Raw genomic sequence first — 18,872 nt, 5'->3', positions numbered from 1 at the left:
ATGCGCATGAGTAAACGGATCTGGATGCAACTGGCCGTCGTTGGCGCGGTATCGACGCTGGCCTTCGTGTCGCTGATGCTGGTCTACATCAAGTTGCCGAGCCTGGCGTTCGGCATCGGAACCTACCGGGTCACCGTCGAATTACCCGAGGCCGCCGGCCTTTACGAACGCGCGAACGTGACCTACCGCGGCACCGCGGTCGGGGAGGTCACCTCGGTGGACCTGATGCGCGGCGGGGGCGTGCGAGCGCAACTGAAGCTTAACTCGCACACCAAGATCCCGGCCGACCTCGACGCCCAGGTGCACAGCCAGACCGCCGTAGGCGAGCAGTTCATCACGCTATTGCCCCGCGGCGGCGACGGCCCCGACCTCGAAGACGGCGACGTGATCACCGTCGAGCGCACGTCGGTCCCACCCGATATCAACGATCTGCTCGATGCCACGAATGCGGGACTGGCGGCCGTGCCGCAGGACAATCTGAAGACCCTCGTCGACGAGGCCTACCTCGCCGTCGGTGGTCTGGGACCGGAGATCTCGCGACTGGTCAGGGGTTCGGTCGCGGTCGCCCTGGAGGCCGAGCAGAACCTGGACGCCTGGACTGCGTTGCTGGACAACGCCGCCCCGGTCCTCAACACCCAGACCGAGACCTCCGACGCGGTGCGCACCTGGGCGGCCAACCTCGCCACCGTCACCGACCAGATTCGCGACACCGACGGCGAGGTGCGCGGGGTGCTCGAGCACGGCGGTCCCGCGCTGGCCGAGACGCGTGAGCTTTTCGACCGGGTCGCACCCGCGTTGCCGGTCGTGCTGGCCAACCTGGTCAGTGTCGGCGAGGTCGCGGTCACCTACCGCGACAACATCGAACAATTGCTGGTGCTGCTGCCGCAGGGCGCGGCCGCCATGCAGGCGATCGGGGTGGCCAACCGCAATACCAAACAGGACTACGCGGGCGCCTATCTGAGCTTCAACCTCAACGTGAACCTCCCGCCGCCGTGCACCACCGGATTCCTGCCGGTCCGCCAGCAGCGCGTGGCGTCGCTGCAGGACTACCCGGACCGGCCCGCCGGCGACCTGTACTGCCGGACGCCGCAGGATTCGCCGTTCAACGTGCGCGGCGCGCGCAACACCCCGTGCGTGACGCGCCCGGGCAAGCGGGCACCGACGTGGCAGATGTGCGAGAGCGATGAAGAGTACGTGCCGCTCAACAACGGGTTCAGCTGGAAGGGCGATCCCAACGCGACGCTGTCCGGGCAGGACATTCCGCAGTTGACGCCGGATCCGGTGCCGCCCGTCGCGTTCGCCGAGTACGACCCGGCGACCGGCACCTACGTCGGTCCGGACGGACAGACCTTCACCCAGTCGAACCTGGCGCCGAACCCCGAGGGCAAGCGGACCTGGCAGAGCCTGCTCACCCCGTGATCTCGGTGCGCTGGGTTGCGGACGCCGCAACCTAGCGCACCGAAATCGCTTGGGGGTCAGCGGTAGCGACTGCGGATCTCGCGGCGTAACACCTTGCCGATCGGGGTCTTCGGCAACGCCTCCACGAATTCGACGCTGGTGACCTTCTTGTAGGAGCCGAGCCGTTCACGCGTCCAGGCGATCAGGTCGTCCGCGGAAACCGTTCCGGCAGCGCCTTCTTCGAGCACCACGTCGGCGTGCGGGGTCTCGACCCACTTGTCGTGCGGAATACCCACGACCGCAGCCTCGCGGACGGCGGGGTGTTCGACCAGGGCGTTCTCGACCTCGGCCGGCCAGATGTTGAACCCGCCGGAGATGATCATGTCCTCCTTGCGATCAGCGAGAAACAGGAACCCCTCGCTGTCCAACCAGCCCATGTCGCGGGTCCGCACCCAACCGTCCGCGGTCACGCGCTGCGCGGTGACCTCCGGCGCCCGCCAGATCTCCTTCATCCGCCCCGGCGAACTGACGACGATCTCGCCGATTTCCCCGGGCGGCAGGACGTTGTCCTCCTCGTCGAGGATTCGGATTCCGGAGTTCGGCGTCGCCCTGCCTGCCGACCGCAGGCGACGGCGCTGTTCGGGGGTGCCGTCCACGACATGGTGCTCGGGCAGCAGCGCCGCCACCGGAATCGCTTCGCTCTGGCCGTAGCTCTGATACATCACGTTGCCCCAGAGCTTCAGCGCGGCGACCAAGGTCGTTTCCGGTATCGGAGATGCGCCGTAGAGGATCGCACGCAGACTGGACAGATCCCGCGCTCCGGCGTCGGGGTGGGTGGTGATCATCTGCACCATGGTGGCCACCAGCAGCGTGAGCGTGACGCGTTCCTGTTCCACCAGTTCCAAGAACTTTCCGGCGTCGAAAGCCGGCATGACGACGATGGTGCCGCCGGCCGCGAGGGTCGGCCAGACCGGGACGCTGGCCGCGTGGGTCAGCGGACTCGCCGCAAGGTAGCGGTCCTGCGCGGTCAGGGGTGGCGAGATGTCGGCCAGGACCTCGTCACCGGCATCCATCCACGAACCCAGTGTGTGCAGGATGCCCTTGGGTAGACCGGTGGTACCCGCGGAGAACCGGATCTGGTGCGGGTCCTCCGGCGCGGGTTCGGAGTCCAGCTCGTCGGCAGCGGCAGCGCTCAACAGTGCCTCGTAGTCGTGGGCCGAGGGCACCACATCGGCGCCGAGAACCACCACGGTGCGGATGGACGGACAGTCCCCGAGTACTGGTGCCAGTGTGTGGAAGTACTTGTCCTGCAGAATGATCGCTGCGGGTTCGGTGAGCTCGATGAGATAGCGATGCCGCTCCGGGCCGTCGTGGGTGTACAGCGGGCAGCGCACATAGCCGCCCAGCGTCAGGCCGGCCAGCATCTCGAGCGTCTCGAAGCAGTTGTCCGCCGCGACGGCGACCCGGTCGCCGGCGTCGACGCCGTGGGTCCGCAGCGCATTGGCGAGTCGCTTTGCGCGGTCATATAATTCGGCGTGGGTCTGCGTCCTCCCCTCGAACCGGAGGGCGGCCTTGTGGCCGGCGGTCGCGGCATTTCGGCGCAGTACCTCGGCGGGATTCGTCACGACGAGTCTCCTGACTTCGTTGGATTCACAGACGTGGGCGGCGCGACGGGACGCCCAAGCATTACTCGCCGGTTAGATTGTGCCGGCGTCACACGACGTGGGAGAAGGGCCGACTCAGTCGAGGATGTAGCCGCTGAGCATCCCCAGCACCTGATCCACGAGTTGCTCGGCGGGGACGCGGCCGGTGGTGTGGAACCAGCGGGCGATGGACAACAACATCCCGTTGAGCAGGTGCGCGGAGATGCCGATGTCGAGATCGTCTCGGATGACGCCCGATTCGACGCACTTGTGCAGCAACTTCTCGGTGGCGTGGTTGACGTCGCGGGCCCAGGACCGGTAATTGCGCAACGCCTGCGGCGAAAGCTGATGCTGATCGGCGGTGAGAACGGCGTAGTACGTCCGATAGGTGATCGCCGATTCGACGTGGACGCGGATGAAGGCGACGAGCTTGTCACGAGGCGGATCATCGTTGGTGAGAATCTGGTCGATGTTGTGTCGAAGCGGATAGATCACCTGCTCGACGATGGTTTCCAGCAACCAGCGCTTCGAGTCGACGTACTGGTACACCGTCGGTTTGCTGACCCCGGCCTCGGCGGCGATGTCGGCAATCGTCGCGTCGACGTAGCCGACCCGCTGAAACACCCGTGCCGCGGCATCCACCAGTTCCTGCACGGTGGTGACGCGTCGGCGTGCCATCCGGACTCCCTCCCGCTGCGCCAGCGCGCATTCCATTCTCGCTAGTAAAGATAACTGTACTGGTCGGACTGCTCATCGGGGAAGTAGGCGGGTCGCCGCGTCGAGGCGAATGCACTCGCCGTTGAGGTATTCGTTCTCCACCAGGTGCCGCGCCAGCCGGGCGAATTCGTCCGGACGGCCCAGGCGCTTGGGTTCGAGCACCGACTCGAGCAACCCGTCGCGGACCGGGTCGGGCAGCCCGGCCGACATCGGGGTGTCGAACAGGCCGGGTGCGATGGCGTTCACCCGAATTCCGCTGCCGGCCAGGTCGCGCGCCACCGGCAAGGTGAGCCCGATGACGCCCGCCTTGCTCGCGCTGTAGGCCGCCTGCCCGCTCTGGCCGTCGTAGGCCGCGCCGGAGGCGGTGTTGACGATGACGCCCCGTTCGCCGTCCTCGGGTTCGTTGCGGAGCATGGCCGCCGCGCTGACCCGCATGGCGTTGAACGTTCCGACCAGGTTGACCCCGACGGTCCGCTCGAACGCGTCCAGTTCGGCCGGCCGCCCCCGCGACACCAACTTCGCGGCGGTGACCACCCCGGCGGTGTTGATGTCGAAGTGCAACGCGCCGAAGGCATCCAGGACCGCATCGATGGCTTGTTCCATCGCGGCCGCGCACGTGATGTCGGCCGGTACGGCCAGCGCATCGGGCAAGCCCGCCGCCACCTGGCGCGCCGCGTCCTCGTCGCGGTCGATGACGGCGATTCGCCCACCGGCGGCCGCGAACTCGGCACACACCGCGCGGCCCAGCCCCGACCCGCCGCCGACCACGACGGCGACCTTGTTCTCGATCTGCATGATTACGCCCCGACGAACTTCGGTTCGCGACGTTCGCCGAAGGCTCGCAACCCCTCGGCGAAGTCGGTACTGCGCGCGTACTCCGTACACGCCTCGAGTTCCGCCGCGAGCGCGGCCGGCAAGCTCTGGTCCGAGCCGTTGTCGACCAGGCGCTTCATCCCGGTGATACCCAGCGGGCTGTGCCGCGCGATGCGTTCGACGAGCGCGCCTACCGCCGCGCCCAGTTCGTCGGCCGGCGCCACCTCGGTCACCAGGCCGGCCTCGTACATCCGTTGCGCCGTCCAGCTTTCGGCGGTGAACAGCAGTTGCTTGGCCCGGTTGGGCCCGATCTTGCGCGGCAGTCGGGTGGCGCCGCCGGCGGCCGGGAACAGCCCGTACCGGGCGTGGCCGTCGCTGAACGCCGCGTCGGTGGTGGCGATGACGAGGTCGCAGGCGAGCACGAGTTCCAGGCCCCCGGCCACCGCGATGCCCTGCACCGCGGCGATCACCGGTTGCGGGTGCTCGGTGATCCGATCGAACAACGCGGCGGCGGCTTTCAGGAACTCCACGACGCTGCTGTGATCGTCCATCGCGCCCACGCGTTTGAGATCCGCGCCGGCGCAGAAGGCGGTGCCGGTCGCGCCGATCACCACGGCCCGCACGGCCGGATCCTGGGCCGCGGCGTCCAGGGCGGCACCGACGCCGTCGAGAAGCTCGAGCGAAAGGGCGTTACGCGCGGCCGGTCGGTTGAGGGTGATCCATGCGGCCGCGTCCCGAACTTCGTAGTGAACTTCGGAATCGCCGCCGCTGACGGGGGTTTCGGGGTTGCTCATCATCAATCCTGTCGGTTTCGGGGTCAGGCGGGAACGTCGACGGGTGTCGCCAGCAGGGCGGCGGTGCCGCCCACGCCCTGGATCGCTTCGAAGAATCCGTCGGCCGCCGCCAGCAGCAGTTGCCGACCGTCCGACCCGCCCAGCGCGCACGTGTACACGTTGACCCCGCCGGGATGGGCCACCTCGTCGACAATCTCGCCGGCGGGGGAGACCCGCACGCAGCGTTGGTGGTTCGCGTCGGCAACCCAGACGTGGTCCTGCGAGTCGATGGTCATCCCGTCCGGCGCCAGTTCGGTGGCCGCGATCATCTCGGCCGGTCCGGCGAGGTCCGGCGCGGGGCCGAACTGGGCGAAGACCCGCCGGTCGCTCAGCGTGCCGTCGGCCCCGATGGTGAATGCGGTCAACCGGGCGGCGAACGATTCGGCGACGATGAGGGTGGTGCCGTCGGCGGTCACCACCACACCGTTGGGGCACCACAGGTCGCGGGCGGCGACGACCACCGTCCCGTCCGGGTCGACCCGGAAAAGCTCACCGGGGCGCGGAGTTTCACCCTCGTGGATGGCGAATCCGATGGTGCCCACCCAGGCCCGCCCCCGCGTGTCGACGTACATGTCGTTGATCCAGTGCGGTGTGAGGGCGGACAGGTCGGCGTGGCGGCGCACCGCTCCGTCGGCGCCGCGCGCCAACAGCGTCCGGTCCTTCATGGACACCACCAGCAACGTGCCGTCGGGCAGCCAACCGAGTCCGGAGCACAGGGCGTCGACCTGCATCAGATCCTCGCGCCGGCCGGCTTCGTCGAACGCGCACACCACGCCCTTGAGGGCGTCGGAGACATACCACCGCCCGTCGCGCCAGCGCGCCCCCTCGAAGTAGTCGCCGCCCTCGACGACGGTGGTGAACTGGCGTTCCACGGCATCCTCCTTGCTGGATTCGGATCTGGTCAGGTAGCTGGGACGGGGACGGGTGTGGCCGCTGCGCGCCTCGGCGCGGATCAGATCGGCGCCGGCGGGATCGACGAGGTTGTCGTAGAGCTCGCGGTTGTGTGAGTGCGCCAAGTGGTGGGCGTCGAAGGCCCACTCCACCGCCGCCCGCTGACCTTGCAGATCCAAGGCGTTGTTGACCGCGCGTTTGGCCAGCCGGATGCCGAAACTCGGGCGCGCCGCGATCCGCTCGGCCAGCGCCAGTGTTTCGGATTCCAGATCCGCCCGGGGCACGACACGGTTGACCATGCCGAGGGCCTCGGCATCGAAGGCATCGATGGGCTCGCCGGTGAACAGCATCTCCTTGGCTCGGCGATGCCCCAGTTCCCAAGGGTGCACGAAGTACTCGGCGACCGCGCAGCCGAACGCGCTGATCGGGTCGTGGAACACGGTGTCGTCGGCGGCGACGATCAGGTCGCACGGCCAGATCAACTCCAGGCCGCCGCCGATGACCCGACCGTGCACGGCCGCGATGGTGGGCCGGGGGATGTCCCGCCAGCGCAGGCACAGTCCCAGGAAGAGTTCGGCCTCGGTGGCGTACCAGCCCTCGGCTCCGGGCGCGGTGAAGCCGCCGGTGAGGGTGCGCGGGGTGACACCGGTCATGTCGTAGGCGGTGTCGACCCGCAGGTCGTGACCGGCCGAGAAGTCGGGCCCGTCCGCGGCCAGGATGATGACGCGGACGGATTCGTCCCCGACGGCCCGCCGGTAGGCGTCGTCGAGTTCGTGCAACATCGCGCGGTCTTGCGCGTTGCGCTTGTCCGGGCGGGCCAGCACGATGCGCGCCACCCCCGCGCTGGGCTGCTCGTACCGAATCTGGGGGGTGGGGGATGCGGCGCTCACAGCCCGTACGACCTTCCGATGATCTCGCGCTGGACCTCGCTGGTGCCGGCGTAGACCGTGCCGATGATGCACTCCCGCAGGTGACGCTCCATGTCGTGGTCCAGGGTGTAGCCGGCGCCGCCCAGGAATTGCATGCCTTCGATGGCAAGCCGTTTCGCGGTCTCGGTGACCTTCAGCTTCACCATCGAGGCCTCTCGCGGCACGCACCGGTCCGGGTCGGCGTCCAGCTTCTGGGCGAGGTCGTCGACCAGCAGGCGACAGCATTCGAGCTCGGTGGCCAGATCCGCGATCCGGTGCCGCAGCGCCTGGAAGCTGCCGATCGGCCGGCCGAACTGCTCGCGCTGTTTCAGGTACTCGAGGGAGTCCTCGAAGGTACGCCGCGCATGTCCGAGAAACATTGCCCCGCACATCAATCGGTCGGTGTTCAGGCCGCGCATGATCTGATGCCAGGCCCGGCCCTCGGTGCCGATCACCTGGTCGGCGGAGACCACGACATCGTCGAAGAACACGTCGTTGACCTCGTCACCGCCCAGGGTCGGGATGGTGCGGATGGTCATCCCGGCCGCGCCCGCCGGCACGTCGAACATCGTGATGCCGTCGTGTTTGTCGGCGGTGTCCTCGGTGCGGCACATCACCAGGATTCGAGACGCGATGTGCGCACACGAGATCCAGGTCTTCTGGCCGTTGATCACGTAGGTGTCGCCGCGGCGCTCGGCGCGGCAGATCATCGAGCTCGGGTCCGAGCCGGCCCCGGGTTCACTGATGGCGGTGGCGAGCACCTCGCCACGGCACACGCCGCCGAGGATGTCGCGCTTCTGCTCCTCGGTGCCGAACCGCTCGACCATTGTCGCGCTGACCAGGCTCACTCCCAGGCCGAACAGCGGCGCCTGGCCGTAGGCCATCTCCTCGACGAGACGACAGGCGTCGCTGGGTTTTCCGCCGCCGCCGCCGTAGGCGACGGGGATGGACGCGCCGATCCAGCCGAGCTCGGCGAGCTTGGCGTACAGCTCCGGGTTGTGGGTCAGCGATCCGTCGCCGCGGAGCTTCCTGCGCTGCTCCGCCGAGCCGCATTCCTTCTGCGCGAACGCGCGCGCGGCTTCGACGAACGGGTTGTCGACGGTGGTCGGCATAAGGACGGGTCCTCCTGGGGCGAATCTGGGATGGTCAGGGCAGCAGGGTCGAGGCGTTGTCGAGCATGTAGAACAGTCCGGTGGTGAACGACGCATCGGGGCCGGCGAGATGCGTTGCCACCGCCGCGACTTCGTCCGGATCTCCCCACCGATGCTGGCGATCGGTGACGTAGCGGTCGACCGGCATCCCGAGTGCGGTCGACAGCACGCCGGTGGCGCCGGTGGCGGCGTCGGTCCGGATCATCGCCGGCACGATGGCGTTGACCCGAATGTTGTCCGGGCGCAACTCGATCGCCGCGGTCCGGGTCAGCGCATCGACACCGGCCTTGGCGGCGCTGTACGCGGCCATCGCGGGCATGGCGCGGCGACCGGCGATCGACGAGATGTTGATGATGGAGCCACCGCCCCGGTTCCGCAGGTGCGGCACGGCGTGCTTGATGGTGTGGAGGGTGCCGTTCAGCGTGATGCCCAGCACCCGGTCCCAGTCGCTGCGGTCGGTGTCGGCGACCGGTGTCGCGGACCCCAGGGCGGCGCAGTTGACCACGATGTCCAGGCCGCCGGTCCGGGCGACCGCGGCCTCGAGGGTGGCTGCGACGTCGGCTTCGTCGGCGACGTCGCAACGCGCCGGGATCGCCGACCCGCCGATGGCCGCGGCGCGCGCTTCGGCCCCACACTGGGATATGTCGGCGACCACCACCGTCGCACCTTCGTCGGAGAAGCGTTGCGCGATGGCGGCGCCGATACCGCGACCGGCTCCCATCACGATCGCGATCTGGTTCGCGAGTTGGCCGACCACAGCACCGTCCAGGTTCGAGTTGCTCATCATTTAAAAGCTTACCAGTTAGTTAAAGAACTAGGGCGCAGTCTACCCCGAATCGCCGCACGGGCAGGGGGCTTTGGCCTATCTGGACAGGATCGTCACCGTGGCCACCGCCGCATCCGGACCGAGGTACCCGCCGGCGTTCTCGGCCAGCGCGATCCGGGCCCCGGGGACCTGTCGGGCCCCGGCGCGGCCGCGGAGCTGATCGGTGAGTTCGACGATCTGGGCGAGGCCGGTCGCGCCCAGCGGGTGCCCCTTCGACTGCAGGCCGCCGCTCGGATTCACCGGTAAGCGCCCGCCGATCCGGGTCTGTTCGTCGCGCACGAGCCCGACCGCCGCCCCGGGACCGCACAGGCCCAGTTCCTCGAGGACGATGAGTTCGGCCGGTGCGGCGGCATCGTGGCATTCGACGACGTCGACCTCGGCCGGGTCGACGCCGGCGGCGGCGAAGGCGCGCCCGGCGACATCGGGGACCAGCTCGCCGTAGGCGCCCGGCCGGCCCGACCCGACGACGCTGGCCCGGAGCGAGACCGGCGAGGCCCCCAGGCGTTGCGCCGCGGCGCGGCTCATCACCACGACCGCCGCGGCGCCGTCGCTCATCGGCGCGCACATGGGTACCGTGAGCGGCCCGCTGACCTGGCGCGCCCCCAGCACCTCGGCGACGGTGAGCGCACGGCCGTACTGCGCCTTCGGATTTGCCGTGCCGTGCTGGGAGTTCTTCACGGCCACGCGCGCGAAGTCCTCGCAGGTGGCGCCGCTGCGCTCCATGTAGTCCGTCGCGAAGCGCGCGTAGATGTCCATGAACACCGACCCGGAGCCGGTCGACCCGAGATCGGCGCGGATCTCGTCGAGGCGTTCCTGATCGAGTGCGGTGGTCAGGGCCGCGGCCGCCTTGGCCTTGTCGTCGAAGTGGAGTTTCTCGGCGCCGACCGCGACGGCCACCTCGGCCTGCCCGGAGGCCACCGACAGCCAGGCCTGGTTGAGTGCCGTTGCTCCGGAGGCGCAGGCGTTCTCGACGTTGATCAACGGCACCCCGCGCAGGGCGGTGTCCCGCAGCGCGTGCTGACCCCGGTTCGATTCCTGACCGGTCAGCACTCCGGCCAGGACGTTGCTGAAGTACACGATCGCGACCGACTGGGTGTCCCCGGTCAGGCCGGCATCGGCGAGGGCCTCGGCCACCGCCTCACCGGCGAGGTCGGCGATGGTGCGGTCCCGATGTTTGCCGAAGCGCGTCATCCCCACTCCTGTGATCACCGCTTCGCGCATGTCCGACACCAACCTTTCGTCCCGACCGTCTCGTTGTCCCGATACCTTACCAACTGGTTCAGTTTGAGTGAACGCAAGCGCCGCCCGTCGGGCCATCGATACGCCAGAATGGTCCTGGCGCACCGCCCGGGTGCCCACGGTCTCCAGGAGGTGCGCGGTGTCGGTTCCGGCCGCGGCCCAGGTCACCAGCCTCGACGTCGACGGGTTGCTCACGGAATACCGGACCGGCCGGGCGCAGGCGGCCTTGTTCGATCCCCGGTTCGACCCTCGCGGCGGCGCCGGGGCCGGCCACGACGAGTTCGTCGACGCCGCGGGCAATATCCGCCCCGCCTGGACGGAGTTGGCCGAGACCATCGCGCGCCGCGGCGTGCGCGGTCTGGACCGGTTGCGCGACGAGGTGCGCACCCTGGTCGACAACGACGGCATCACCTATACCGACCCGGGCGGGGTGCCCGCCCCCTGGCGCCTGGACCCGGTGCCGCTGCTGATCACCCCCGAGGACTGGCAGACCCTCGAGGCCGGCCTGGTCCAGCGCTCGCGGTTGCTCGATGCGATCCTGGCCGACCTCTACGGTCCGCAGGACGCACTGACCAGTGGAATCCTGCCCGCACCTTTGCTTTTCGGCCACCCGGGCTACCTGCGCGCGGCCCGCGGGATCGAGGTCCCCGGACGGCACCAGTTGTTCCTGCACGGCTGCGATGTCAGCAGGAGCAACGGCGGCTTCGTGGTCAACGCCGACTGGACGCAGGCGCCGTCGGGTGCGGGCTACGCGATGGCCGACCGCCGCGTGGTCGGCTCGGCGATCTCCGAACTCTACGAACAGCTGACGCCGCGGGCGACCTCGCAGTTCGCCCACACCCTGCGCTCGGCGCTGCTCGAGGCCGCGCCGGAGGCTACCGAGGATCCCGCGGTGGTGGTGCTCAGCCCGGGCATCCATTCCGAGACCGCGTTCGACCAGGCCTATCTGGCCTCCACGCTGGGCTTCCCGCTGGTCGAGAGCGCCGACTTGGTGGTCCGCGACGGCAGGTTGTGGATGCGATCGCTGGGCACCCTGCAGCGCGTCGACGTGGTGCTGCGCCGCGTCGACGCCGCTTATTCCGACCCGCTGGATCTGCGCCCGGACTCCCGCCTCGGCGTGGTCGGACTGGTCGAGGCGGCGCGCCGGGGCGCGGTGACGGTGGTCAACACGTTGGGCAGCGGCATCCTGGAGAGCCCCGCTATCCTGCGTTTCCTGCCCGAACTCGCCGAGCGCCTGCTCGGCGAGGCCCCGCTGTTGCCGACCACGCCCACCTACTGGGGTGGCATCGACACCGAACGCTCGCACCTGCTGAAGCACCTGGACGCCCTGCTGATCCGCTCGACCACCGGCGGTCCCGACCAGGTCGGCCCGGAGTTGACCCGGTCCCAACGCGCGGAACTGTCCGCGCGGATCAGCGCGGCTCCGTGGCAGTGGATCGGTCAGGAACTGCCGCAGTACTCCTCGGCGCCCATCGTCGGGCGGGTCGGGATCGCGGCGGCCAACGTCGGGATGCGGCTGTTCGCCGTCTCGCAGCGCGGCGGGTACGCACCGATGATCGGCGGGCTCGGTTACGTGGCCGCGGCCCACGGCATCGGTCCCCGCTTCAACGATGGTGCCGCCAAGGACATCTGGGTGCTGCCGTCGTCGACCACCCCCGAGCAACCGTCCGCGACTCCGCCGCCGGCGGCCCCGGTGGTGGTCGCCGACCTGGCCGCGGTCAGTTCCCCGCGCGTCCTGTCCGACCTGTTCTGGACGGGACGCTACGCCGAGCGCGCCGAATCCACGGCGCGGCTGCTGACCGTGACCCGGGAGCGCTACCACGAATACCGGCACCGGCAGTACGCCCCGGCGAGCGCCTGCATCCCGGTCCTGTTGTCGGCGCTGGGCCGGCTCACCGGAACCGACGTCGCCGGGGCGGGCGACCGCGCCGAGATGATCGCCACCGCGCCCAGCACCCTGTGGTCGATCACCGCCGACCGGGACCGGGCCGGTTCGCTGGCGCAATCGGTGGAGCGGCTCGGGCTGGCCGCGCGCAGCGTGCGCGATCAGCTGTCCAACGACACCTGGATGATCCTGGCCGCGGTCGATCGCGCGGTGCTCGAATTACCCAGCGCCGCACCGGAAACCCACAGCCTGGCCGACACCAAGATGGCCGCCGCGCATGCCCGTACCCTGGCCGGCATGCTGGCCCTGTCGGGCGTGGCGGCCGAGTCGATGGTCCAAGACGTCGGCTGGACCATGGCCGACATCGGCAAGCGGATCGAACGGACACTGACGCTGGCCGGCCTGCTGCGCGCCACGCTGACCACCGCGCGCCGCGGGGAGGCGGCCCAGGTGATCACCGAATCGGTGCTGACGGCCTGTGAGTCGGCGGTGATCTTCCGGCGCCGCAATCTCGGCCAGGTCAGCGTGCCCGCGGTCGCCGACCTGCTGCTGTTCGACGCCAGCAACCCGCGCTCGTTGGTGTACCAACTCGACCGGCTCCGCACGCATCTGCGCGCCCTGCCGGCCGCCACGGGGTCATCGCGCCCGGAGCGCCTGGTCGACGAACTCAACACCCGACTGCGCCGCATCGACCCGGCCGAACTCGGCCGCGCCGACCCGCACGGCGACCTGCTCGCGCTGCGCGGGCTGCTCGACGGCGTGCTCGACGGCGTGCGGGAGTTGTCCGACGTCATCACCGCGACCCAACTCTCGCTGCCCGGCGGCATGCAGCCGCTGTGGGGCCCCGGCCAGCGACGGCAGATGCCGTGACCCGCCGCTACCGCATCACCCACGAGACGGTGTACCGCTACTCCGACGTGGTCACCAGCTCCTACGGGCGCGGCTTCCTGACCCCGCGCGAGACCGACTGGCAGCGTTGTCTGAGCCACGAGGTGCGGCTCGATCCGGCCGCCGCGGACCGCTCGACCAGCCGGGACGCCTACGGCAACCTCAGCTCGTACTTCCACGTGACCACCGCGCACCGCGTCCTCACGGTCACCGCGGTCTCGGAGGTCGAGGTGGACCCGCCGGGCCCCGACCGCTACGGCGCCGGCTCGGCGGTGGCCCCGTGGGAGATCGCCCGACCGGTCGGGGCCGACGGCGTGCGCGCCGCCGAGTTCACCCTGGATCTGCAGCCCCCGGAGATCACCGATGCCGTACGGGACTATGCCGCACCGAGTTTCACCCCCGGCCGCCCGCTGATCGAGGTCCTCGAGGATCTCAACCGCCGCATCTTCGCCGACTTCACCTACCGCTCCGGTTCCACCACGGTGTCCACCGGGGTCGCGGAGGTTTTGGCGGCCCGCGAAGGGGTATGTCAGGACTTTGCGCGGCTGGCGATCGCCTGTCTGCGCGCCAACGGCTTGGCGGCCGGTTACATCTCGGGGTACCTGGCCACCGATCCGCCGCCGGGGAAGGAGCGCATGGTGGGTGCGGACGCGACGCACGCCTGGGCCGCGGTGTGGACGCCGCAGGATCGGTGGCTGGGCCTGGACCCGACCAACGAGCAGTTGGTCGACGAGCGCTACATCGTGGTCGGCGGCGGCCGCGACTACGCCGACGTCCCGCCGCTGCGCGGCATCATCTATACCGACTCCGAGGACAGCGCCATCGACGTGTCGGTCGACGTCGTGCCGCTGGCTCCGGGAGGCCGTGATGCGTGACTTCCGGTGTCCCAACTGCGGCCAACACCTGACCTTCGAGAATTCGGTGTGCCTGAGTTGCGGCAGCGCCGTGGGGTTCTCGCTGCAGGATTCGGCGCTGCTGGTCATCGCGTCGGGGCCCGACAGCGAGCACGACGGCGCCGTCGATGCCGGCGAGTACCGGTTGTGCGCCAACATGCATCTGGCGCAGTGCAATTGGCTGGTGAAACCGGGGCCCGGCGCCCCGGCGGAGGGGGAGTTGTGCGCCTCGTGCCGGTTGACCCGGACCCGGCCCGCCGACGGCGATCCCGCCCTGACGGCGTTCGCCTCCGCCGAGACGGCCAAACGCCGGCTGGTCGCCGAACTCGCGGAGCTGAACCTGCCCATCGTCGACCGCGGCACCGACCCGGAGTTCGGCCTGGCCTTCGATCTGCTCTCCAGCACCGAGGAAAAGGTGTTCACCGGGCACCAAAACGGCGTGATCACCCTCGATCTGGCCGAGGGCGACGATGTGCACCGCGAGCGGTTGCGGGTCTCCATGGCCGAGCCCTATCGCACCCTGCTTGGGCATTTCCGCCACGAGATCGGCCACTATTACTTCTACCGGCTGATCGAGACCTCCCCGGAGTACCTGCCGCGCTTCCGGGCGCTGTTCGGCGACCCCGACGCGGACTATCAGGCCGCGCTGGACCGGCACTACGAGCAGGGCCCGCCGCCGGACTGGCGCGACGACCACGTGTCCTCGTATGCCACCATGCATCCGGCCGAGGACTGGGCCGAGACGTTTGCGCACTACCTGCACATCCGCGACACGCTGGATACCGCGGCCGCATTCGGCTTCGCCTCGGCCGGCGCGACCTTCGACCGAAGGACCCTGGGGCCCAGCGGATTCGACGTCATCATCGAGATGTGGCTGCCCTTGGCGTGGGCGCTGAACATGGTCAACCGGTCGATGGGCCGCGACGATCTGTACCCCTTCGTGCTGCCGACAGCGGTGCTGGAGAAGATGCGGTTCATCCACCGGGTGATCGACGAGGTCACCTCCGATCCAGCGAAGCTGGCCGCCGCCGGCGGTTGACCTAGGATCGCTGCCGTGAGTGACCGCTACGGCAAGGACGTGTTGGCCAGCAATCCGCATCAGCGCCGGAAGGTGCGCGCCACCGAGCGCCCGGTGGAACTGGGTCTGGTGGTCGAGGACGCCGAGACCGGCTACGTCGGTGCGGTGGTGCGCGTCGAGTACGGCCGGATGGACCTCGAGGACCGCCGCGGCAAGGTGCGCGGTTTTCCCGTCGGCCCCGGCTATCTGATCGACGGCGCGCCGGTGATCCTCACCCCGCCGCGCAAGGCCGCGCCCGCGGCGCCCAAGCGCACCGCCTCGGGGTCGGTCGCGGTACCGGGCGCACGGGCCAGGGTGGCACTGGGCAGCCGCATCTACGTGGAGGGCCGCCACGACGCCGAACTGGTCGAACAGGTCTGGGGCGACGACCTGCGCATCGAGGGCGTGGTGGTCGAATACCTCGGCGGCGTCGACGACCTGGCGGCCGTCGTGGCCGAGTTCGCGCCCGGGCCGGGACGCCGGCTCGGCGTGCTGGTCGACCACCTGGTCGCCGGCTCGAAAGAGGAACGCATCGCCGCGGAGGTCGCCCGCGGCCCGGGCGGACCGCACACGCTGGTCGTCGGCCACCCCTACGTCGACATCTGGCAGGCCGTCAAGCCGCAGCGCCTCGGGCTGGAGAAGTGGCCGACCATTCCGCGCAACATCGAGTGGAAGCACGGCATCTGCGAGGCGTTGGGGCTGCCGCACCACACCCAGGCCGACATCGCGCGCGCCTGGCAGCGCATCCGCTCGCGGGTGCGCGACTGGAACGACCTGGACCCGGCGCTGATCGGACGCGTCGAGGAACTCATCGACTTCGTCACCGCGCCGGGCTGAGCCCGTAGCGCTACGAGCAGATGCTGGGCCGGCCCGCCAGATAGTCGCAGTTCATCGGGAACCGGTCGACGACCGGGGGATCCAGCGGCGCGAGGAACTGCAGGGAGAACGGTTCCTTCGACATCCCGGGTGGGCCGCCGCATTCGTCGCCCCACAGCGTGGTGCGTGTGCCGGTCAGCGTGACCTCGCTGAACTCGAACTTCTGCTGCAGCCGCGCGGTCCGGCCATCCGGGCAGATCTGACCCGCCGGCGGGTTGTACTCGAACGCCCACAGGCCGTTGCTCAGCCGCGCGCGGCCGGCGACGTTGAGCAACTGCTGCTCGGCGTCGGCCGGCTTGTCCGTCGTGCTGGTCACGTTGAGCACACAGCCGAGGGTCTGGATGTGGGGATCGGAGTAGTCCGGCTGCGCGCGGGTACCGCTGGCCTGCGCGCAGATCGACTGCATGCTCCAGTGCGCGGCGGGCTTGCCGGGCTGGTTGTAGGAGTACTCGCCGTCGGGTGGGGGCGCCACCGAGGGTTCCGCGGGGGCCGGGGCGGCGGTGCCCACCGCCGCCAGCACCGCGGCGGCGCCGATCAGGCCGATCCGCTGTCGCAACCTCATGTCGGCTCCTCGGTTGTGGCGTGACGTGCACACAGGTTTATCACCTCGGGAGCGTGCCGGTCACGCGCCGCGATCAATCCGGGCCGTCGAAGTTGTCCCGACGCCGTGGTAAGCACAAGGACGTGTCCGACGGTTTGTTCGACGTGCCCGGAGAGGCCCCGGGCGAGCCCGGGCCCGGCGGCGGCATGCCCGCCGCGGGTCCCGGGTCGCCGCTGGCGGTCCGGATGCGACCGGCGAGCCTCGACGAAGTGGTGGGCCAAGAGCACCTGCTCAAGCCGGGATCGCCGTTGCGTCGCCTGGTCGACGGCTCCGGTGCGGCCTCGGTGATCCTGTATGGGCCGCCCGGCACCGGGAAGACGACGCTGGCCTCGCTGATCTCGGGGGCCACCGGGCGGCGCTTCGAGGCCCTCTCGGCGCTGTCGGCCGGCGTCAAGGAGGTCCGCGCGGTCATCGACGTCGCCCGCCGCGCCGCGGCCTACGGCGAACAAACCGTGTTGTTCATCGACGAGGTGCACCGGTTCTCCAAGACCCAGCAGGACGCCTTGCTGGCCGCGGTGGAGAACCGGATCGTCCTGCTTGTGGCCGCGACCACCGAGAATCCCTCCTTCTCGGTGGTGGCGCCGCTGCTGTCGCGCTCGCTGATCCTGCAGTTGCAGCCGCTGGACGCTGCCGGGATCGAGGCCGTGCTCCGCCGCGCCATGACCGACGAACGGGGCCTGGCGGGCAAGGTCGCCGTGGACGACGACGCGGTGGCGCTGCTGGTGCAACTGGCCGCCGGCGACGCCCGGCGCGCGCTGACCGCCCTCGAGGTGGCGGCCGAGACCGCCGAGTCGGCCGGGACCCCGGTCAGCGTCGAGATCGTCGAGCAGTCCCTGGACCGCGCCGCCGTGCGCTACGACCGCGACGGCGATCAGCACTACGACGTGGTCAGCGCGTTCATCAAGTCGGTCCGCGGTTCCGACGTCGACGCCGCGCTGCACTACCTGGCCCGGATGCTCACCGCGGGGGAGGATCCGCGGTTCGTCGCGCGCCGGTTGATGATCCTGGCCAGCGAGGACATCGGGATGGCCGATCCGTCGGCGTTGCCGCTGGCGGTGGCCGCGGCGCAGACCGTGCAGCTGATCGGGATGCCGGAGGCGCAGCTGACGCTCGCGCACGCCACGGTGCACCTGGCGACCGCGCCCAAGTCGAACGCGGTGACCACCGCCCTCGGCGCGGCGATGGCCGACATCAAGGCCGGTAAGGCGGGGTCGGTGCCGCCGCACCTGCGCGACGGACACTATTCGGGGGCGGCCGCACTGGGCAACGCGCAGGGCTACCAGTACTCGCACGACGCCCCGGATGGGGTTGCGGCCCAACAGTATCCGCCCGACGAGTTGGTCGGGACCGACTACTACCGGCCCACCGCCCGGGGCGCCGAACGCGAGATCGGCCCCCGGGTGGAGCGGCTGCGGGCGATCATCCGGCGGGCGACACGGCGCTAACGCCGCACCACGCCCGACCGGTGACGGCGCCCCATCACGGCCGCGGCCAAGGCGACGCCGATGACCGCAACGACCAACTGGACCAGCAACTCGAGCCAGTCGACGCCGCTGGTGTTCGTCGAGATGCCCATGGCCTGTGCCAACCAGGTCCCGATGAGCGCCGCGACGATGCCGACGAGGACGGTCAGCACGATTCCGATCGCCTGCTTTCCGGGCAGTATCAGGCGCGCCAGCACACCGACGACTGCGCCGATCAGGATTGCAGTGATGACTCCGGTGATGGTCATGTCTACCTCGCTCGGGGGAGTGGCTGATGACGAAAGGTGCCGGTGAAATACCCCGCCGCCGGGGCGGACAAACCCGCCTACGCTGAACCGATGGACACCGCGGTACTCGACGTCGACACCTCCGATCGGCGCATCGTCGATCTCACCGAGCAGGTCCGAGCGTTCTGTCCCGACGGCGCGGACGGGTTGTGCAACGTGTTCGTCCCGCACGCCACCGCGGGCGTCGCGATCATCGAGACGGGGGCGGGTTCCGACCACGACTTCGTCGACGCCCTGGAGCGGTTGCTGCCCCGCGACGACCGCTACCGGCACTCGCACGGCTCGCCCGGGCACGGCGCCGACCACGTGCTGCCCGGTCTGGTGTCGCCGTCGGTCACCATCCCGGTGCAGGGCGGCAGGCCGCTGCTGGGCACCTGGCAGAGTGTCGTGCTGGTGGATCTGAACAGGGACAATCCGCTGCGATCGGTGCGCCTGAGCTTCGTGGCTGGCTGATCGGCCCGACCGGTAGTGTGGGACGGTCA

The 18,872-nt window shown here is 69.9% G+C and carries 17 protein-coding genes; 7 read left to right on the top strand and 10 right to left on the bottom strand.

Going from position 1 to position 18,872, the window contains the following annotated elements:
- Entirely contained in the window at window positions 1-1,419 is a 1,419-nt protein-coding gene (locus EL338_RS13585) for an MCE family protein (RefSeq protein ID WP_126334231.1), read from the top strand.
- Window positions 1,420-1,475: 56 nt separating this feature from the next.
- Here the strand turns inward: EL338_RS13585 and EL338_RS13580 are convergent, their stop codons facing one another.
- From EL338_RS13580 to EL338_RS13545, 8 genes are all read right to left on the bottom strand, one after another.
- Window positions 1,476-3,023, bottom strand: coding sequence for a class I adenylate-forming enzyme family protein (locus EL338_RS13580; RefSeq protein WP_126334230.1), 1,548 nt, complete (start codon window positions 3,021-3,023; stop codon window positions 1,476-1,478).
- A gap of 114 nt (window positions 3,024-3,137) precedes the next feature.
- On the bottom strand, window positions 3,138-3,719 hold the full coding sequence (locus tag EL338_RS13575; protein WP_163792153.1) for a TetR/AcrR family transcriptional regulator: 582 nt from the start codon (window positions 3,717-3,719) through the stop codon (window positions 3,138-3,140).
- 72 nt (window positions 3,720-3,791) lie between these two features.
- Complete coding sequence (locus EL338_RS13570; RefSeq protein ID WP_126334228.1) at window positions 3,792-4,553, bottom strand: SDR family NAD(P)-dependent oxidoreductase; 762 nt, start codon at window positions 4,551-4,553, stop codon at window positions 3,792-3,794.
- Between the two features lie 2 nt (window positions 4,554-4,555).
- The gene (locus tag EL338_RS13565) at window positions 4,556-5,365 is read right to left on the bottom strand and encodes an enoyl-CoA hydratase/isomerase family protein (protein WP_126334227.1); all 810 of its coding nucleotides are present in this window, start codon (window positions 5,363-5,365) and stop codon (window positions 4,556-4,558) included.
- Between the two features lie 23 nt (window positions 5,366-5,388).
- Complete coding sequence (locus EL338_RS26160) at window positions 5,389-7,185, bottom strand: enoyl-CoA hydratase (RefSeq protein WP_163792151.1); 1,797 nt, start codon at window positions 7,183-7,185, stop codon at window positions 5,389-5,391.
- Window positions 7,182-8,315, bottom strand: a complete 1,134-nt coding sequence (locus EL338_RS13555) for an acyl-CoA dehydrogenase family protein (protein WP_126334226.1) — start codon at window positions 8,313-8,315, stop codon at window positions 7,182-7,184. The genes EL338_RS26160 and EL338_RS13555 overlap by 4 nt, the downstream gene beginning before the upstream one ends.
- Before the next feature lie 34 nt (window positions 8,316-8,349).
- Window positions 8,350-9,138 (bottom strand): SDR family NAD(P)-dependent oxidoreductase, encoded by a 789-nt coding sequence (locus tag EL338_RS13550; RefSeq protein ID WP_163792150.1) that lies wholly within the window; start codon window positions 9,136-9,138, stop codon window positions 8,350-8,352.
- 78 nt (window positions 9,139-9,216) lie between these two features.
- The gene (locus EL338_RS13545) at window positions 9,217-10,401 is read right to left on the bottom strand and encodes a thiolase family protein (protein ID WP_126334224.1); all 1,185 of its coding nucleotides are present in this window, start codon (window positions 10,399-10,401) and stop codon (window positions 9,217-9,219) included.
- 157 nt (window positions 10,402-10,558) lie between these two features.
- On the opposite strand from EL338_RS13545, the gene EL338_RS13540 reads away from it, so the two are divergent.
- The 4 genes from EL338_RS13540 to EL338_RS13525 are packed head-to-tail and all read left to right on the top strand — an operon-like array spanning window position 10,559 to window position 15,979.
- Window positions 10,559-13,174 (top strand): circularly permuted type 2 ATP-grasp protein, encoded by a 2,616-nt coding sequence (locus tag EL338_RS13540; RefSeq protein ID WP_126334223.1) that lies wholly within the window; start codon window positions 10,559-10,561, stop codon window positions 13,172-13,174.
- The gene (locus EL338_RS13535) at window positions 13,171-14,067 is read left to right on the top strand and encodes a transglutaminase family protein (protein WP_179967203.1); all 897 of its coding nucleotides are present in this window, start codon (window positions 13,171-13,173) and stop codon (window positions 14,065-14,067) included. Before EL338_RS13540 ends, EL338_RS13535 begins: the two co-directional genes overlap by 4 nt.
- Entirely contained in the window at window positions 14,060-15,124 is a 1,065-nt protein-coding gene (locus tag EL338_RS13530) for a zinc-binding metallopeptidase family protein (protein ID WP_126334221.1), read from the top strand. Before EL338_RS13535 ends, EL338_RS13530 begins: the two co-directional genes overlap by 8 nt.
- 15 nt (window positions 15,125-15,139) lie before the next feature.
- On the top strand, window positions 15,140-15,979 hold the full coding sequence (locus EL338_RS13525) for a DUF3097 domain-containing protein (protein ID WP_126334220.1): 840 nt from the start codon (window positions 15,140-15,142) through the stop codon (window positions 15,977-15,979).
- A gap of 10 nt (window positions 15,980-15,989) precedes the next feature.
- On the opposite strand, the gene EL338_RS13520 is transcribed toward EL338_RS13525, so the two are convergent.
- Window positions 15,990-16,580 carry a hypothetical protein gene (locus EL338_RS13520; protein ID WP_126334219.1) on the bottom strand — a complete coding sequence of 197 codons (591 nt, stop codon included), beginning with the start codon at window positions 16,578-16,580 and terminating at the stop codon, window positions 15,990-15,992.
- Window positions 16,581-16,702: 122 nt separating this feature from the next.
- On the opposite strand from EL338_RS13520, the gene EL338_RS13515 reads away from it, so the two are divergent.
- Window positions 16,703-18,064, top strand: a complete 1,362-nt coding sequence (locus tag EL338_RS13515; RefSeq protein ID WP_163792148.1) for a replication-associated recombination protein A — start codon at window positions 16,703-16,705, stop codon at window positions 18,062-18,064.
- On the opposite strand, the gene EL338_RS13510 is transcribed toward EL338_RS13515, so the two are convergent.
- Window positions 18,061-18,351, bottom strand: coding sequence for a GlsB/YeaQ/YmgE family stress response membrane protein (locus tag EL338_RS13510; RefSeq protein WP_126334218.1), 291 nt, complete (start codon window positions 18,349-18,351; stop codon window positions 18,061-18,063). The two genes, EL338_RS13515 and EL338_RS13510, sit on opposite strands and share 4 nt — an antisense overlap.
- Before the next feature lie 90 nt (window positions 18,352-18,441).
- Between EL338_RS13510 and EL338_RS13505 the strand changes: the two genes are divergently transcribed.
- Window positions 18,442-18,843 (top strand): secondary thiamine-phosphate synthase enzyme YjbQ, encoded by a 402-nt coding sequence (locus tag EL338_RS13505; RefSeq protein WP_126334217.1) that lies wholly within the window; start codon window positions 18,442-18,444, stop codon window positions 18,841-18,843.
- The last annotated feature ends 29 nt before the right edge of the window (window positions 18,844-18,872 follow it).

Source organism: Mycolicibacterium chitae (genome assembly GCF_900637205.1).
GTDB classification, from domain to species: Bacteria; Actinomycetota; Actinomycetes; order Mycobacteriales; family Mycobacteriaceae; genus Mycobacterium; species Mycobacterium chitae.
This window is presented reverse-complemented; position numbering and strand designations above follow the sequence as displayed.

Bases quoted from the DNA above. Each gene is read 5' to 3' on its own strand.
- EL338_RS13585 (WP_126334231.1), top strand. From the start codon at position 1: ATGCGCATGAGTAAACGGATCTGGATGCAACTGGCCGTCGTTGGCGCG.
- EL338_RS13575 (WP_163792153.1), bottom strand. From the start codon at position 3,719: ATGGCACGCCGACGCGTCACCACCGTGCAGGAACTGGTGGATGCCGCG.
- EL338_RS13570 (WP_126334228.1), bottom strand. From the start codon at position 4,553: ATGCAGATCGAGAACAAGGTCGCCGTCGTGGTCGGCGGCGGGTCGGGG.
- EL338_RS13565 (WP_126334227.1), bottom strand. From the start codon at position 5,365: ATGAGCAACCCCGAAACCCCCGTCAGCGGCGGCGATTCCGAAGTTCAC.
- EL338_RS13555 (WP_126334226.1), bottom strand. From the start codon at position 8,315: ATGCCGACCACCGTCGACAACCCGTTCGTCGAAGCCGCGCGCGCGTTC.
- EL338_RS13550 (WP_163792150.1), bottom strand. From the start codon at position 9,138: ATGAGCAACTCGAACCTGGACGGTGCTGTGGTCGGCCAACTCGCGAAC.
- EL338_RS13545 (WP_126334224.1), bottom strand. From the start codon at position 10,401: ATGCGCGAAGCGGTGATCACAGGAGTGGGGATGACGCGCTTCGGCAAA.
- EL338_RS13530 (WP_126334221.1), top strand. From the start codon at position 14,060: ATGCGTGACTTCCGGTGTCCCAACTGCGGCCAACACCTGACCTTCGAG.
- EL338_RS13520 (WP_126334219.1), bottom strand. From the start codon at position 16,580: ATGAGGTTGCGACAGCGGATCGGCCTGATCGGCGCCGCCGCGGTGCTG.
- EL338_RS13510 (WP_126334218.1), bottom strand. From the start codon at position 18,351: ATGACCATCACCGGAGTCATCACTGCAATCCTGATCGGCGCAGTCGTC.
- EL338_RS13505 (WP_126334217.1), top strand. From the start codon at position 18,442: ATGGACACCGCGGTACTCGACGTCGACACCTCCGATCGGCGCATCGTC.